The following is a 15,128-nucleotide window of genomic DNA, read 5'->3' as shown; positions in this document are numbered from 1 at the left end:
ACGGTTTCTTTTTGTTTTACAATTTGGAAAACAGGGCTGTCCCTAGCCAATTTTATGACTTATGGGACAGCCCCTTTGTTGTGCCAGAATAACCAAGAGCATAGTAATCCATTCATTCAATCCAGCGATCATAATGGCTCTACTTATTTGTGCTGTGCTGCTTTGCTGGCAGTTTATCTGTTGGTGTTCCCTTGCCATTGTTTTTGTTATGACGTGCTTTCTCGGCATTTTCGTTTACTTTCTTCACAAAATCATGGGTGCTTTCCATGTTTGAGTACACCTCCTTTAAAATTAAAATGTGTAGCCTGGATCTTAATATAACCATGGAGAGATCATTATATTTTGGAAGCTCAATCGCGACTTCATTTCTCAATACAGCCATGACTGAGGTCTGGTGGGATAAACTGGACATGCGAAGGTAAGGCGTCTACACTGTATAGAAAGATACAAACAAGAAGGGACGGGCCGATTGGACCATGTTGCAGAAATTTGGTTTTACACAATATGAAAGTCAGGTATACGAGGCTATATTTGCGCAGGACCAACCACTGGATGCTACATCCATCGTCAATTCCTCCAATGTGCCCAAGGCCAAAATATACGAAGTGCTTAATCGGCTTATTGATAAGGGAACAGTCCTAGCAACGATGCATGGGAAGAAGAAATTGTATATGGCGGTTGATCTTCAGTCCATTATCCTCAAAATAAGGGCCGACTTTGAGAAGGATATTGAGGAGTTGAAGACTTATAAAATCAAACGTACATTCACGGATGAGCATATCTGGACATTGAAGGATGCATCATCCATTGCATCGAATATTGAACAGCTTATTGAAGAAGCCGACTCATCCATTCTTTTTCTGGCCTGGAACGAGCAAATGGACAAATACCGGGAGCTTTTGGAGCAAAAAGAGGCTGAAGGGGTGCATGTGGAGGTTCTGGCTGTAGGAGGATTTCAATCCTCTCTAACGCATAAATATTCGTTAATTCCCATGCTTGAGGACAGTAAACTTGAACCTTCGCAATTGATCATTGTGGATTATGCCTATCTTTTGTTTGCGGGTATTGAGCATGACTCATGGAAGGCAATCAAGACGACATCCAAACCAATTGTTAAAGCAATGACGGATTATTTCTATCATGATGTCGCACTTACTCAAATTACCAAAAAATATGGTGACCAGCTGCTTCAGGATGAAGAAATTGCACGTCTGCTGGCGCGTTTAATTTATTGAACCATGTATCGAAAAGCTATTCTTTGGGAGAATAGCTTTTTTGTATTGAAATCTTCTCTTGGTTGGGTTACTATCGTAGTTGTAACTTTCGAGGAGGGTTCAAAAATGAACAAAAAAGTATATGTCCTTGCAATCGCGGCTTTTGTGGTTGGCACCGTGGAACTCATCTTAGGCGGGATTCTGGACTTGATTGCAACAGATCTTCATTTAACCTTGGCAAAAGCCGGGTATTTAATCTCCATCTTTTCACTTGTCTATGCGATATCTGCGCCTATTTTGTTAAATATGACGGCCAGATTTGAGCGTAAAAAAGTATACATGTGTACTTTATTCGTTTTTTTGATTAGCAATCTGCTCTCTGCATTCAGTGCGAACTTCTATATCCTCATGGCTGGAAGAGCACTGGGAGCCGCAACGGGCTCACTAATTTTTGTCCTGTCTCTGACGCTCGCAGCTCGCATTGTGGAGCCTCAGTATAAAGGGCGTGCCGTGGGAATAATTACGATGGGAGGAAGTGCTTCACTGATTTTGGGTGTACCTATCGGAATCTTTGTGGGTAACCTCGCCGGATGGCGTGAAGTGTTTATTTTGATCGCAGTTCTGACTGCAGTGGTTATGGTTGCCATTGGCATTGCCATGGAACGTGTGCAGCCGATTCCGGCCGTATCATTGAAGAAGCAGCTTGCTGCTCTATGGAATCCAAAAATGCTGGCGATCCATGTTACAACATTGCTTGTGCTCGCAGGGCACTTGACGTTATATGCGTATTTCACACCATTTCTCCAGGAAACGCTGGGAGCCAGCTCAACGATGGTCACCTTTATTTATATGATGTTTGGTATCGCTGCGGTGGCAGGGGGCGGCATCGGCGGCATATTATCAGATCGTCTACACCCGGCCAAAGCCATTGTCATCGTACTGATACCCTTTATTGTGAGTATGGCGGTGATTCCATTTAGTAGCGGACTGCCTTTGATTGCTTTCTTGATCTTGCTAAGTATCTGGAGTGCGTTAAGCTGGACGGTTACCCCGGTACAGAATAGTCTGATTATCAAAACCTCACCGGCAACGGCTGAAACGTTAATTAGCACCAATTCAGGGATTGCACATGCGGGTATTGCTCTGGGAACCTATATTGGCGGGGTAGTTATCGATCATTCGTCCATTCTGAATACAGGATGGATCGGATCGGTTCTGATTCTGATGGGTCTGGCGTCAGCCGTGTATGCAATTAGTCGCAAGGAGCAAACGGTTCAGGCGGCTGGATAAAGCGTTAATTTAAATGTTGTCTGTGCAAACTGCTCTATAGTGTATTGCTTCAGCAACCCACTGCAAATCCAATAATTTATTGGATTTGCAGTGGGTTTTTAAATAATATTACGCATAATATCTCTGTATTCAATTTGTAAAAGAACTTGATTTATTTAGGTTATCCCATATAATTATTATAGCTTTATAAAGTATCTTAATTTATTAATTCGTACTTAATGACAGGCAAACAATATTGGACACAAAGGGGAAACAATCATGAGCAATATGACAGCAAAATCGGAAAAACAAAAAATGATCGATGGTGAGCTGTATTTGGCTTCCGATCCCCAATTGTCTCAAGACAGGGAATATGCAAGAAGAATGACACGCATGTACAATCAGACTACAGAAACTGATGGTGAGCTCCGTACAAAGGTATTGAAAGATCTGTTGGGTTCCACGGGTGAACACTTGAGCATGGAACAGAATATTCATTTTGACTATGGATACAACATTCATGTTGGAGAACATTTCTATACCAATTTTAACTGTACAATACTCGACGTATGTGAAGTGCGCATTGGAGATCACTGTTTAATGGGACCTGATGTTCACATATATACGGCTACTCATCCCTTGAATCCATTCGAACGAATAACAGGTGCAGAGTATGGAAAGCCAGTAACCATTGGAAATAATGTATGGATCGGAGGCAGGGCAGTAATTAATCCAGGAGTCAACATTGGGAACAATGTCGTTATTGCTTCCGGTGCTGTAGTCACAAAAGATGTCCCGGATAACATGATTGTTGGTGGGAATCCTGCTAGAATTATTAGAGAGATAGAGCTTTAAACCATTCATTTTGGACAGAAGAGTTGGAGGCACAGGAATTCATGACAGAAAAAGAGAAATCACAACTGGGACTACTGTATAATGCGAATTACGACAAAGAATTAATTGATGAGCGTTTGTACGCGAAAGGACTTTGTTACGAGTATAATCAGCTTCATCCAGGCAAGATCATCGAGAGAGAAGCGTTGCTCAAAAAGCTGCTCGGAAAAACGACGGATCGTTTCCTGATCGAGCAGCCGTTTGTATGTGATTACGGATACAACATTGAAATTGGTGAGAACTTCTATAGCAATCATAATATAGTTATGCTGGATGGAGCCAAAATCAGTTTTGGTAACAACGTTTTTGTTGCTCCGAATTGTGGATTCTATACTGCCGGTCACCCTTATGATGTGGAACAGCGTAACGAAGGTCTTGAGATTGTAGGTCCCATCACGGTGGGCAACAATGTATGGATCGGTGGCGGCGTGACTGTTCTTGCGGGTGTGACTATTGGAGATAACACAATTATTGGGGCAGGCAGTGTAGTCACGAAAGACATTCCTTCTGATGTAATCGCTGCGGGTAATCCGTGCAGAGTTATTCGCAAAATAACGGAAGCAGACAAAATGAAGTACAGCAGAGGTTAATCACCAAGTGTATATCAACCTTCAGGATGCCCGATGTTTTTCATCGGGTGTTTTTAAACCCTTTGGAGATATTGTATAGTTAATACATCGAATAAGAAACTTTGGAGGAGGGTGCTTGTGAAAATAGCGAATGCGTATTTGATGAAAGAAATTAATATAAACCATGTACGCCAGGTCATGAAACGGGTGGAAACAGCCACCAAACCTCAACTGGCCTCCTTGACCAAGCTCAGTGTAGTAACCGTCAATTCACTGGTAAAAGAGTTATGTGATCTGGGTGAGCTGTTTGAGGATGAGACAGTTCCATCCAATGGGGGAAGACCGGCACTAACCTACCGATATAATTATGATTTCAGCTTGGCTTTGGTCATTTACATCAACGATAAGCAGGGGCAGGATCTGATCACGGCCACCGTCATTAACCTAGAGGATCGTATGGTGTTCAGAGAAGAATATACGATGCCAACCTTTGATCAGAAACACTTCTATGAAATTATTGAAAACGTGCTGGCTCAGCATGCTTCCATTAAAGTGATCGGTATCGGTATTCCGGGGCAAACCGTGAATGGGAAAATTATGGTGAGCAGTCACCAACAGCTAGAAGGTATACGCATGATTGAAGATCTTGAAGCGCAGTTCGGATTACCAGTGATGGTGGAAAATGATGTGAATGCTGCAATCAGCGGATATTGCGCCAAACAGGAGCTTGACGAAGATCACTGTGTCATTGGGATCTATTTTCCAACCAAATATCCTCCGGGCATGGGCATTTATCTGGACGGCAAAGTGATCAAAGGAAAACTTGGCATGGCGGGGGAAGTGAAGTACCTCCCAATGGGAATGGATTGGTATTCCTCAGTGGCAAAGGAAACGTTTATTGAAACGGTGTGCAAAATGATTCAAACGGTCAATGCGATTCTTGCACCCGATAAAGTTGTGATATACCAGAAAATGGTTGAAGAAGAAGCGGTTGTTCAAGCATGGGAAATGTATCAAGCTGAACTGTCAATGCCATCTTATCCTGACATTATTCTGATCGATTCTTTCCAGGCAGATTTTGAAGCAGGAATGCGGTGGTTAACGTTGAAATCACTGGAACCGACCCTGGTCCAATTCAATTGAATCTATGGTATGAATGAATAAAAATCCCCCAGCAGAAAACAATACAAAACATGGTGTGCCCAATGCTTGTCCGTATGTTCTGCTGGGGGCGAGCAGGAATGCACCTGCTTGCAATGATGCAATTTTTTAACGTTTTAGGCTCTTACCATTACTGCTGATGATATCTTTGTACCAGTGGAATGATTTTTTGCGATACCGTTCGAGTGTTCCTGAACCATCGTCATGGCGATCAACATAGATGTAACCATAGCGTTTTTTCAATTGTGCTGACGAAGCACTGACCACATCAATACATCCCCAGGATGTATATCCCATAACTTCAACGCCGTCTTCAATGGCTTCCCCGACCTGAACAAGATGATCATTCAGATACTGAATACGGTAGTCATCTTCCACTGTCTTCTCACCATTAGATCCGGTAATAAGTTCGTCCACAGCTCCCAAACCATTTTCCACAATAAAGAGTGGTTTCTGATAACGGTCATAGAACATGTTCAGAACATAGCGAAGTCCTTGCGGATCGATCTGCCATCCCCACTCACTTGCAGGCAAGTAAGGGTTAGGTATACCGCCAAGCAGATTACCTTCACCCGCAACTTGTTTGTCCGGATCAGCCGTTTGACAGATACTCATGTAATAGCTGAAGGAAATAAAGTCAACGGTATGCAGCAGCATGTCTTCGTCGCCATCTTCCATTTGAATCTGGATTCCATTTTCCCGGAAATAACGTTTCATGTATCCTGGATAACGGCCTCTTACATGCACATCTCCGAAGAAATAATTGCTATGTTCGAATTCCATTACTTTGATCATGTCATCCGGATTCGGTGTGAGCGGATAAGTTGGCATACTGAGCATCATACAACCAATCTGCGCACCTGGAATGATCTCATGACAGAGCTTCACAGCAGAAGCACTGGCTACAAACTCATGGTGTATTGCCTGATAAAGATCCTGCTTGCTGAGCTTCTCTTTCGGTGTATAGATGCCACCACTCATGAATGGTGCTTCCAGAATGGAATTGATTTCGTTGAATGTGAGCCAGTATTTTACTTTATTTTGATAACGTTTGAATACGGTAGTCACATAGCGCTCATAGAAACCAATCATCTTCCGATTGACCCAACCGTCATATTCCTTGGAAAGATGCAGGGGTGTCTCATAATGAGAAAGTGTGACCAGTGGTTCAATTCCGTATTGAAGACACTCGTCAAAGAGATCATCATAGAATTGAAGACCTTCTTCATTAGGTTCCAATTCATCGCCCTTAGGGAAGATGCGGGACCAGGCGATGGAAGTACGGAATACCTTGAATCCCATCTCCGCGAACAGCTTCACATCTTCTTTGTAACGATGATATAAGTCAATTCCGATCAGTTTCATGTTATCTTCAGTAGGTTCTTCAGTAATCGGACCCATGATACCTTTAGGTGCGACATCCTGAGTGGACAATCCTTTGCCACCTTGATTATATGCGCCTTCTGCCTGGTTGGCCGCAATGGCACCACCCCACAGGAAGTTCTCGGGGAAATTGAATGATGGATGTAGAGAATGACTCATACATATCGCTCCTATCGTTATGAATTCATTGTGGATGTTACATACAGCAGCACTGCATAAAAAAAGCTTAAACGTTGGAACGGGTTACACGTCAAGTTTTACTTTTTATATATTTTGAGGCAAACTGTAATTCATCATAGAAAGTCAGCAAGAAAGGAGACTTCATGTGTCCAAGTTCGATGAAATTATGAAGCAGTCTGGTTACTCGAAGGCTACGGTGTCCAGAGTGATTAATCATTCACCGCATGTGAGTGACGAGGCCCGGCAGAAAATAACGGAAATCATGAAACAGCTCAACTATATACCGAATCGAAATGCCGTTTCGTTATCCACCGGACAGACGAAACAAATTGGTATTGTCACATCCGCAACCAACGAGATTATTCTTACGTTCATGAATCAATTCATTGATACCGCGATGGATTATGGATTTCAGACCTTGATTTATACTTCGCGTGGAGATAAGGAAATTGAATTGCAGGCGTTCGAGGATCTGCGGAGTAAACGGGTGGATGGACTCGTAATTATGACCTGTGTCAATCATCCCGACAAGCTGAAAGCCTATTGCGAGTATGGTCCGATTGTATCCTGGCAGCGGATGGGAAATGACGAAATTCCGTCAGTGGCCATGGATCAGGCGCATGGCTACAGGCTGGCACTTGAGCATTTGGTTTCCAAAGGGTATACACGTATTGCGAATGCCTTTGGCAGAGCAGAAAGCCTGAATACCCAGAGCCGGCGGTTAGCCTATGAATCATTTATGGCAGATAAGGGTCTGCCTGTATGGCGTGAAGCCTATCAATATTCGGTGTTTAGCTCATCTGATGGAGAAGAAGCGATGCGAAGAATGGCGAGTCGGCCAGAACTGCCTCAAGCCGTGTTATGTTCGAATGATTATGCAGCGATTGGAATTTGGTCTGAGGCACGCAAACAGAATATACGGGTTCCCGAACAACTTGCCATTGTTGGTTTCGATGACATTGAGCTGTCCCGGGTTCTTGGGATAACAACTATACATAATCCGATTGCAGAACAGGCTACGCAGGCATTTCATCGATTATGGGCCGTCCTTGGCAAGCAGGAGTTACAGGCTCAGCAACTGGAATTTCAGCTGATTGAGCGTTCAACTACCTAAATGCGGGGGAAAGGACGTACTCGTTTGCAAATTTTTACAATGTTCAGGAGAACAGCAGTATACCGAAGGAGTGGTCGAAATGGCGCGGGTATTATTCATTAATGGTGGATCAGAGGGACATGTCAATCCAACGATCGGGGTAGTGCAAGAGCTGGTTTCACGCGGAGAAGAGGTTGTGTACTTTACGATAGAAGCGTATCGGGAACGTATGGAGAAGACGGGTGCTATAGTCCGAACCTTTGACGATCAAAAATTCATTAATGCCTTTATTTCAGGTGGCAGAGATTATTTGCTTGAACGGGTTAACGGTCTTTTGCTTACGGCAGATGTCGTCATTCCGAGCGTGCTTGAACAGATCAAGGGTGAACATTTTGACTACATTATCCATGATTCCATGTTTGGCTGCGGACGCTTGCTTGCGCAAATTTTGAAGCTTCCTGCTATTAATTCATGTACTTCATTTGCACAGACCGAAGAATCATTCAATCATTTGATACAACAATTTCACTTCAATGTTCCTGCGGAAATCGTCCAACCTATAAATGATAGATTCCATAGCTTGACGATCAGGTTACAGGAAAAATATGAGGTGGAGATTCCTTCTCCCTACGAAGTGTTTTGCAATCCCGCACCGCTTACCATCGTATATACAACAAGGGAATTCCAACCTGATGGAGAAGCATTTGACCACACGTATCAATTTGTAGGACCATCCATCTTTTCGCGACTAACGCATGAAGAGTTCGACCTGGCAGCAATTAAAGGGAAAAGACCGATTTACATCTCACTGGGTACGGTTTTTAACCAAGCTCTTGATTTCTATAAGCTTTGCTTGGAGGCATTGGGGAATACCAATCATACCATTGTCATGTCTGTAGGGGAGAACACATCAATTGCTGATCTGGGAGAAATTCCGGAAAATTTCATCGTTAAACGTTATGTCCCACAAATGGATGTATTGCAGTCTGCTAAATTATTTATCACACATGGTGGGATGAACAGTACGAATGAAGCACTATATTTCGGGGTTCCCCTAATTATACTTCCTCAAGGCGCGGACCAGCCGCTCATTGCTGACCAGGTGGCCAGTAGGGGAGCCGGCATCCGTTTACATATGCAAACGTTGACTGCCCTTCAGCTGCGTGAAGCGGTAGATCATGTGTTAAACGTCTCTGATTTCAAGACAGCTGCTGCAAATATTAGGGAATCCTTTCGAAAATCAGGTGGTTATCATTGCGCTGTTGATGCGATTTTTGAATTTAAAAGTCAATATCTCACTCACGGCTAGTTCAGTCATCAATTGTTCAAAATTGAAGCATTTTTGAACCGGAACCATGCGGTATACTGAACAAGAAGTTTCAAGAAGCTGCATCATTACAAACGATGCAGCTTCAACTTGAAGCATCTTGTAACAAGTTACATATTTCACAAACTAACCGCAGGAAAGGTGAGATAGAACAGGTGAAGACAGTGACAGGTCGATTCAGAATTGCAGGCATATGGGAAGGGGTATCGTTGCTGCTGTTGATTTTTATAGCCATGCCGCTAAAATATTTTGCCGATATATCTTCTCCGGTAACCATTATGGGTATGATTCACGGCATTCTTTTTCCACTATATCTGATTACACTTGTGCATTTGGCAGTTGTGAAGAAATGGAAAGCTTCACGCTGGATCATGGGATTGGCAGCCGGCTTGTTGCCTTTTGGAACATTTGTATTCGAATCCTATCTTCGCAAGAGAGACTGGACGTAAAAATCGTTGAAAAGCACAATCACAAGAGGCGACCAACTTCGGATGTTATCCGAACTGGTCGCCTCCTGCTTGCTGTGAAAATCTCTTTTTAAAAGGTGCGTGTTGCTTATTTTACCGTGCCTTGCTGACGGTCCGATTGCAGGCTGACTCCAATATCACCAGAGGCGTCAGACACGGGTGTATAAGCTGAAAAGGAGGACACGACAATCAGGGCAGTGAACAGAAAAAGAACTGATTTTTTCATTGAATAACCTCGTTTCATTTGGGGTGTTCTTCCATTTTTATTGTAATCCAGGAAGGCTGTATTTGAAAGGAAAATGTTTAGATTAGATACGTACACATTTTGTCTGGACAAACATCCATGATAAACTGTATTTCAGCTAAAACCGCCAGCAGCGAAAGGGAGTCCCTCTATGAAAAAACGTAATGAGTTAACATCCATAGAAATGGTAGACGATTTTCTTCAACAAAATGAATTGGTTTTTTTGTACGTATCTCGACCAGAGTGCAGTGTATGTCACGCCCTGCTTCCTAAAATCAGGGAGTTGCTTGAGCCATACCCCATGGTATCCCTGGGACACGTCGATGCTAACCTGGTGGAAGAAGTGGCGTCGAGGTTTTTAATTTTTACAGTGCCGACAATGATTATGTTTGTAGAGCAAAAAGAATATATTCGAGCGGATCGTTTTGTTCGCTTCGATCGATTGGAAGAGCAGTTACAACAGATTCATCGGATGTATTCATAAAAGTGTTGTGTTGAAAACGGTTTTATGCTAATTTAAAATATATAAAAACGTTTTTATAGCAAAGGAACAAAAATTATGGGAAAGATTACAATTAAAGATGTTGCAAGGGAAGCCGGTGTATCCATTTCTACGGTTTCCAACGCCTTGAACGGTGTAGATGTCTTGAACCCGGAGACGAAATCACATGTCCTGAAGGTAGCAGAGCGTTTAAACTACGTTCCCAACCTGAACGGCAAGCTGCTGAAGTCCGGACAAACCAAAATGCTGGGCTTTTTCACCACAAGTGTGTCGGGTCCGTATTTTTATAAGCTGGTTGAATCCATGTCTCGTGAATGCGATCGTCTGGGTTACGGGCTGAATGTATTTGTGACCAAGGATAAGCAGGTCATTATGAGTAATATTCTGGGACGGCGAGTGGATGGTGTTATCATCTACGAAGAGCTGCGGATTGATGAGCAGGATATTGTCGCTATGGAGAAAGACAAGATCAAGGCCGTATTTTTGGATCGGGTCTATCAGAGCGATACGATGGGAAGCGTCATTTTTGACTCCTATGTGGCGGGTTACGAAGCGACCAAGTATTTAATTGGACTGGGGCACAAGAAAATCGCCTACATTTCAGGCGTGGACACCATGTTTGATAGTAATCAGCGTAGAGATGGATATCTGGCCGCTTTGCGTGAGTACCAGCTTCCGCTGGATGATGATTACATCCTACAAGGGTATTTTGAGGAAGAGGGCACTTACAGTGCTGTAAAATCTTTTCTTCATCTGCATCCTGCCAAGGTGCCTGATGCTTTTCTCGCAGGAAATGATGTGAGTGCAATTGGCTGTATCCATGCGTTGAAGTCGCACGGCTTTGAGGTTCCTCAGGATGTAAGTGTAGTAGGCTTCGATGATATTGATATTGCCCAATATTTTTCCCCGCCATTAAGTACCGTAAGAAATCAGATTGCGAGGCAGGGTATCCTGGCGATCAACCACCTGGTTCGCATGATCAAGAAGAAGGAACATGGAGTTTCACAAAAATTGGCGGGTGAACTTATTATACGGGGTTCAAGTCATGTGAAGATCGACCGGAGTGATTATTTAACCTAACGTATTCAATCATTTCCGGTCTTTTTTAAATGATTGAATTGAGATCAGGGGGTTTTTTTGCCGAAAAATAAAAACGTTTTTATGAAGTGATGCTTAAGTTGGAGGGGAGCAAAAGAGCGTGAGTAAATTAGCCGTAGAGACGTCAACCGTTAAAAAGCCTGTAAGGCCGGGAGGAAGGAAACCGATCGGACAAAGAATGAAAGAATTCGTTATCGATTACCGAAGACAATGGGAAATTCAATCGATGATTATACCCGGCATCATTTTTATGATTATTTTTTGTTACATTCCGATATATGGATTGACAATTGCCTTCAAAAATTACACCGTCATTGATACGCTGTCGAGCGCACCTTGGGTCGGGTTGGAAAATTTCAGAATCATCATGTCAGACAAATACTTTTGGGATGCTGTAGTTAATACGCTGGGGATCAGCTTTTTGAAATTGGGTATCGGGTTCATCATTCCTATTATCCTGGCGATCATGATCTATGAATTAAACAGCGGACGCTTCAAAAAGTTTGTGCAAACGATTTCATATCTGCCTCACTTTCTGTCCTGGATCGTATTGGGCGGTATGTTAATCACCTGGTTCTCAACAACGGGATTATTTAATCAGCTGCTGCTCAGCTTGGGAGTAATCTCGCAACCGCAAAATATTTTGCTGGACGCAGGGAAGTATTGGTGGATTGCAGTCTTATCGGATATTTGGAAAGAGGCCGGCTGGGGAACGATTCTGTATTTGGCGATTATGTCGAAGATTGATCCTACGTATTATGAGGCAGCCAAAATTGATGGTGCAAGCCGTCTCAGACAAATCTGGAATATTACGTTGCCCAACATGAAGTCAATTATTAGCCTTAATCTGATTCTTACTGTAAGCGGTTTACTCGGTTCCAATCTGGACCAGACGCTGGTTCTGATGAACTCGCAAAACCGTGACAAGGCCGAAGTTATCAATTCGTATGTATATCGTATGGGGATGTCACAGGGTGACTTTTCGTATGCTACCGCGGTTGGTCTGGGCGTCTCGATTGTGTCCGTTATTCTGCTGGTCACCGCGAACAAAATTACAAGCAAATTAAACGATAATCAATCTGTGCTGTAGAAGGAGGCATCCCGTGTGAATGGAAAGGCGGCTAAAGAAGATCTCGATAGTCGGATCTTTGATACCTTAAATATTATTTTGCTCGTTATTTGTACTGTTGTTATTATAGTCCCGCTCTGGAATGTCATCATCTCTTCTTTTAGCTCAGGCAAAGCTTTGGCGGAAGGCGGGTTCATCTTCTGGTCACCGGAGTTCTCGCTGGAGAATTACAGAGCCGTGTTCAACGATTCGAACATCTGGCAAGCGTTCTTCATCTCGGTTTCCAAAACAACCATCGGCGTTGTTACACACGTGTTCTTCTGTGCTATGGTCGGCTACGGTCTGAGCAAAAAGTACATACGTGGTCGTAAACTGTACGTTGCCATGGGTGTTATCACCATGTTCTTCTCTGGCGGAATGATTCCAACGTATTTATTGATCAAATCACTCGGCCTGCTCAACAGCTTCTGGGTGTACATTATTCCGGCATTGTTCAGCTTTTATGATGTCGTCATTCTGATGAATTTCTTTCGGAATGTCCCGGATTCTCTGGAGGAGTCAGCCAAAATTGATGGTGCAGGGGATTGGCATATTTTCCTGAAAATCTTTATCCCGCTGTCCATGCCAGCCATGGCGACCATCGCACTGTTCAATGGGGTGGGACAGTGGAATGACTTTATGACAACCAAGTTGTACATTACCGATCAGTCTCTGTATCCGCTGCAAATGATGCTGTACGAAATTATCGTTCAGTCCCAGACGCAATCGATGCAAAATATCGGCGGCTCGGCAGTCATTGAAACAACGACTAAAGGGGTACAACTAGCCACAATTGTTATTACCACACTGCCGATCATACTGATCTATCCCGTCCTTCAAAGATACTTTATCTCGGGTATGATGCTGGGAGCGGTCAAGGAGTAAGGGGCATCAAGGTACATTAAAAAGTTCGCTCTATTCCATATTTCTCACCTAACTTTAAGGAGGAAACAATATGTTCAAGATGAATAAGGCAGCAGGCAAAAAAGGAGTTAAACTGTGCGCGGCATTGCTGACAGCCGTGTTAATGATTACAGGGTGCAGTGGTGGTTCAGGGGGTTCGAGCGAAGGGAACTGGGTTTCCATTGAAGATCGCTATACCGTCGATCCGGAAAAACCAGCCTGGCAGCTCGATAAAAAGGAAGAGGTTACAGACCTGACCTGGTACGTTAATGCGGACTGGTGGAACACGGATTTTGGCAAAGACATTGTGACCAAGAAGATCAAAGAAGACTTAAACATCAACATCAAATTCATTACAGGTGATGATACGAAATTAAACACATTCTTTGCCGGTGGTGACATGCCTGACCTGCTGACCGTATTTGACTCCAACTCCCCGGTGGTGCAAAAAGCTGCAACCTGGGCTATGCCACTGAATGACCTTGCGGAGAAATATGATCCATACTTTAACAAGGTAGCGGCTGCCGACACGCTGAACTGGTTCCAGTTAGCTGATGGCAAGACATATGGATATCCAAACTATTCCAATACGCAAGCCGATTATGATAGCGGTAACATCCCCGCCAAAACAGCATTTATCATCCGTAAGGATGTATACGAAGCTCTCGGAAGTCCTGTCATGGGAACGCCAGAGGAATTCGAAAGTGTGATGAAGCAGATCAAGGAAAAGTTCCCAACGCTGATTCCATTTGGTTTTAACTCGATTGGTGAAGGCACAGGTTCACTCGGAGATACGCTGCAAGACTTCATTGGCGTGCCGCTTGAAACTTCAAATGGAGAATTCTACGATCGCAATCAGGATGAGGATTATCTTACATGGCTGAAGACGTTAAATAAGGTATACAGAGACGGAAATATTAGTGATGACAGCTTCGCTGATGATGGTACGGCCTTTGAGGAAAAAGTGAAATCTGGAAAATATGCAACGATGCTGCTGGATGGCACCCCTCAACAGGGAGGCAATCTGCAGATTTATCTGAGTGCCAACGAAGGCAAAGAATATGTTGCCATTGATGGACCGCAAAGCACCAAGGGAAATGCACCGACACTAAATCAATCCGGGATTACAGGCTGGATGATCAACTTCATCTCCAAGGATGCCAAAGATCCGGCCAAAGCGATTCAAATCTTTACGTACCTGCTCAGTGAAGAAGGTCAGCTTCTGATGAACTACGGCATTGAAGGCGAGACGTATAAAAAGAATGCAGACGGTACGGTTGAGCTGCTGCCAGCGGTGAAAGACCTGCAGCTGCACAATGCGGATAAATTTAAAAAGGATTACCGGATGGGCGAATTTATGTTCTTTGGACATGACCGTCACAAAGCGCTGAGTGCGGATGCTTTCCCGGAAGCTATTAAACAAATGCAAGAGTGGGGCAAAGGAAAGCTGAAACCACACTTCATTCTCGAGAATATTAGTCCGAATCAAGGAACACCTGAAGCACGTGCGTTGTCGGCGATCAACGCCAAGTGGAACTCCACACTGGTAAGCATGGTACGTGCCAAGGACGATGCCTCGTTTGACAATGCACTTGCCGCTTACAAGTCATTCTTGGGTGATAACCGTTGGGATGACATCGTGAAGGTACGTAGTGAGAAGATGAAACTGAATAAAGAGAAATTGGGTATCCAATAAGAGGATTGTGGAGGGAAAGC

Annotated in this window: 16 protein-coding genes; 13 read left to right on the top strand and 3 right to left on the bottom strand. The window is 43.6% G+C overall.

Translation table 11 applies throughout. The features are described from left to right. Window positions 1-139: 139 nt before the first annotated feature. Complete coding sequence (locus P5G61_RS28675) at window positions 140-268, bottom strand: DUF4023 family protein (RefSeq protein ID WP_036664828.1); 129 nt, start codon at window positions 266-268, stop codon at window positions 140-142. 208 nt (window positions 269-476) lie between these two features. On the opposite strand from P5G61_RS28675, the gene P5G61_RS28670 reads away from it, so the two are divergent. The 5 genes from P5G61_RS28670 to P5G61_RS28650 all read left to right on the top strand — a co-directional run bounded on the left by P5G61_RS28670 (window position 477) and on the right by P5G61_RS28650 (window position 5,089). After that, window positions 477-1,235, top strand: coding sequence for a TrmB family transcriptional regulator (locus P5G61_RS28670; RefSeq protein ID WP_301249654.1), 759 nt, complete (start codon window positions 477-479; stop codon window positions 1,233-1,235). Window positions 1,236-1,340: 105 nt separating this feature from the next. Continuing rightward, window positions 1,341-2,504: an MFS transporter gene (locus P5G61_RS28665; protein WP_301249653.1), complete on the top strand. Its 1,164-nt coding sequence runs from the start codon at window positions 1,341-1,343 to the stop codon at window positions 2,502-2,504. A gap of 267 nt (window positions 2,505-2,771) precedes the next feature. Next, window positions 2,772-3,338, top strand: a complete 567-nt coding sequence (locus tag P5G61_RS28660; protein ID WP_301249659.1) for a sugar O-acetyltransferase — start codon at window positions 2,772-2,774, stop codon at window positions 3,336-3,338. 41 nt (window positions 3,339-3,379) lie between these two features. Then, window positions 3,380-3,967: a sugar O-acetyltransferase gene (locus tag P5G61_RS28655; RefSeq protein ID WP_301249652.1), complete on the top strand. Its 588-nt coding sequence runs from the start codon at window positions 3,380-3,382 to the stop codon at window positions 3,965-3,967. Window positions 3,968-4,084: 117 nt separating this feature from the next. After that, window positions 4,085-5,089 carry an ROK family protein gene (locus P5G61_RS28650; protein WP_301249651.1) on the top strand — a complete coding sequence of 335 codons (1,005 nt, stop codon included), beginning with the start codon at window positions 4,085-4,087 and terminating at the stop codon, window positions 5,087-5,089. Between the two features lie 126 nt (window positions 5,090-5,215). Here P5G61_RS28650 and P5G61_RS28645 read toward each other — a convergent pair whose 3' ends face one another. Beyond that, window positions 5,216-6,649, bottom strand: coding sequence for a glycoside hydrolase family 1 protein (locus P5G61_RS28645; RefSeq protein WP_301249650.1), 1,434 nt, complete (start codon window positions 6,647-6,649; stop codon window positions 5,216-5,218). A 166-nt stretch (window positions 6,650-6,815) separates the two neighbouring features. On the opposite strand from P5G61_RS28645, the gene P5G61_RS28640 reads away from it, so the two are divergent. The 3 genes from P5G61_RS28640 (at window position 6,816) to P5G61_RS28630 (ending at window position 9,539) form a co-directional block, all read left to right on the top strand. Beyond that, window positions 6,816-7,784 (top strand): LacI family DNA-binding transcriptional regulator, encoded by a 969-nt coding sequence (locus P5G61_RS28640; protein WP_301249649.1) that lies wholly within the window; start codon window positions 6,816-6,818, stop codon window positions 7,782-7,784. A 79-nt stretch (window positions 7,785-7,863) separates the two neighbouring features. Next, window positions 7,864-9,072: a macrolide family glycosyltransferase gene (locus tag P5G61_RS28635; protein ID WP_301249648.1), complete on the top strand. Its 1,209-nt coding sequence runs from the start codon at window positions 7,864-7,866 to the stop codon at window positions 9,070-9,072. A gap of 173 nt (window positions 9,073-9,245) precedes the next feature. Beyond that, window positions 9,246-9,539, top strand: coding sequence for a DUF3817 domain-containing protein (locus P5G61_RS28630; RefSeq protein WP_301249647.1), 294 nt, complete (start codon window positions 9,246-9,248; stop codon window positions 9,537-9,539). Window positions 9,540-9,645: 106 nt separating this feature from the next. Here P5G61_RS28630 and P5G61_RS28625 read toward each other — a convergent pair whose 3' ends face one another. After that, window positions 9,646-9,783: a hypothetical protein gene (locus P5G61_RS28625; RefSeq protein WP_301249645.1), complete on the bottom strand. Its 138-nt coding sequence runs from the start codon at window positions 9,781-9,783 to the stop codon at window positions 9,646-9,648. A 169-nt stretch (window positions 9,784-9,952) separates the two neighbouring features. Here P5G61_RS28625 and P5G61_RS28620 point away from each other — a divergent pair, with 169 nt between their 5' ends. From P5G61_RS28620 to P5G61_RS28600, 5 genes are all read left to right on the top strand, one after another. Then, window positions 9,953-10,285 (top strand): thioredoxin family protein, encoded by a 333-nt coding sequence (locus P5G61_RS28620; RefSeq protein WP_301249644.1) that lies wholly within the window; start codon window positions 9,953-9,955, stop codon window positions 10,283-10,285. Window positions 10,286-10,360: 75 nt separating this feature from the next. Next, entirely contained in the window at window positions 10,361-11,383 is a 1,023-nt protein-coding gene (locus tag P5G61_RS28615; RefSeq protein ID WP_301249643.1) for a LacI family DNA-binding transcriptional regulator, read from the top strand. Window positions 11,384-11,501: 118 nt separating this feature from the next. Then, entirely contained in the window at window positions 11,502-12,491 is a 990-nt protein-coding gene (locus P5G61_RS28610) for an ABC transporter permease (protein ID WP_435874300.1), read from the top strand. A 15-nt stretch (window positions 12,492-12,506) separates the two neighbouring features. Further along, complete coding sequence (locus P5G61_RS28605; RefSeq protein WP_079344354.1) at window positions 12,507-13,394, top strand: carbohydrate ABC transporter permease; 888 nt, start codon at window positions 12,507-12,509, stop codon at window positions 13,392-13,394. A gap of 70 nt (window positions 13,395-13,464) precedes the next feature. Beyond that, window positions 13,465-15,108, top strand: a complete 1,644-nt coding sequence (locus P5G61_RS28600; protein WP_301249642.1) for a type 2 periplasmic-binding domain-containing protein — start codon at window positions 13,465-13,467, stop codon at window positions 15,106-15,108. The last annotated feature ends 20 nt before the right edge of the window (window positions 15,109-15,128 follow it).

Origin of the sequence: Paenibacillus vandeheii (genome assembly GCF_030433635.1) — a bacterium.
Lineage (GTDB): Bacteria > Bacillota > Bacilli > Paenibacillales > Paenibacillaceae > Paenibacillus > Paenibacillus vandeheii.
The sequence above is the reverse complement of the archived record's forward strand: the minus strand, read 5'-3'. Positions and strand labels throughout refer to the sequence as shown.

Coding starts and splice junctions, on each gene's coding strand:
- P5G61_RS28675 (WP_036664828.1), bottom strand. CDS start 268: ATGGAAAGCACCCATGATTTTGTGAAGAAAGTAAACGAAAATGCCGAG.
- P5G61_RS28670 (WP_301249654.1), top strand. CDS start 477: ATGTTGCAGAAATTTGGTTTTACACAATATGAAAGTCAGGTATACGAG.
- P5G61_RS28665 (WP_301249653.1), top strand. CDS start 1,341: ATGAACAAAAAAGTATATGTCCTTGCAATCGCGGCTTTTGTGGTTGGC.
- P5G61_RS28660 (WP_301249659.1), top strand. CDS start 2,772: ATGACAGCAAAATCGGAAAAACAAAAAATGATCGATGGTGAGCTGTAT.
- P5G61_RS28655 (WP_301249652.1), top strand. CDS start 3,380: ATGACAGAAAAAGAGAAATCACAACTGGGACTACTGTATAATGCGAAT.
- P5G61_RS28645 (WP_301249650.1), bottom strand. CDS start 6,649: ATGAGTCATTCTCTACATCCATCATTCAATTTCCCCGAGAACTTCCTG.
- P5G61_RS28635 (WP_301249648.1), top strand. CDS start 7,864: ATGGCGCGGGTATTATTCATTAATGGTGGATCAGAGGGACATGTCAAT.
- P5G61_RS28625 (WP_301249645.1), bottom strand. CDS start 9,783: ATGAAAAAATCAGTTCTTTTTCTGTTCACTGCCCTGATTGTCGTGTCC.
- P5G61_RS28620 (WP_301249644.1), top strand. CDS start 9,953: ATGAAAAAACGTAATGAGTTAACATCCATAGAAATGGTAGACGATTTT.
- P5G61_RS28615 (WP_301249643.1), top strand. CDS start 10,361: ATGGGAAAGATTACAATTAAAGATGTTGCAAGGGAAGCCGGTGTATCC.
- P5G61_RS28600 (WP_301249642.1), top strand. CDS start 13,465: ATGTTCAAGATGAATAAGGCAGCAGGCAAAAAAGGAGTTAAACTGTGC.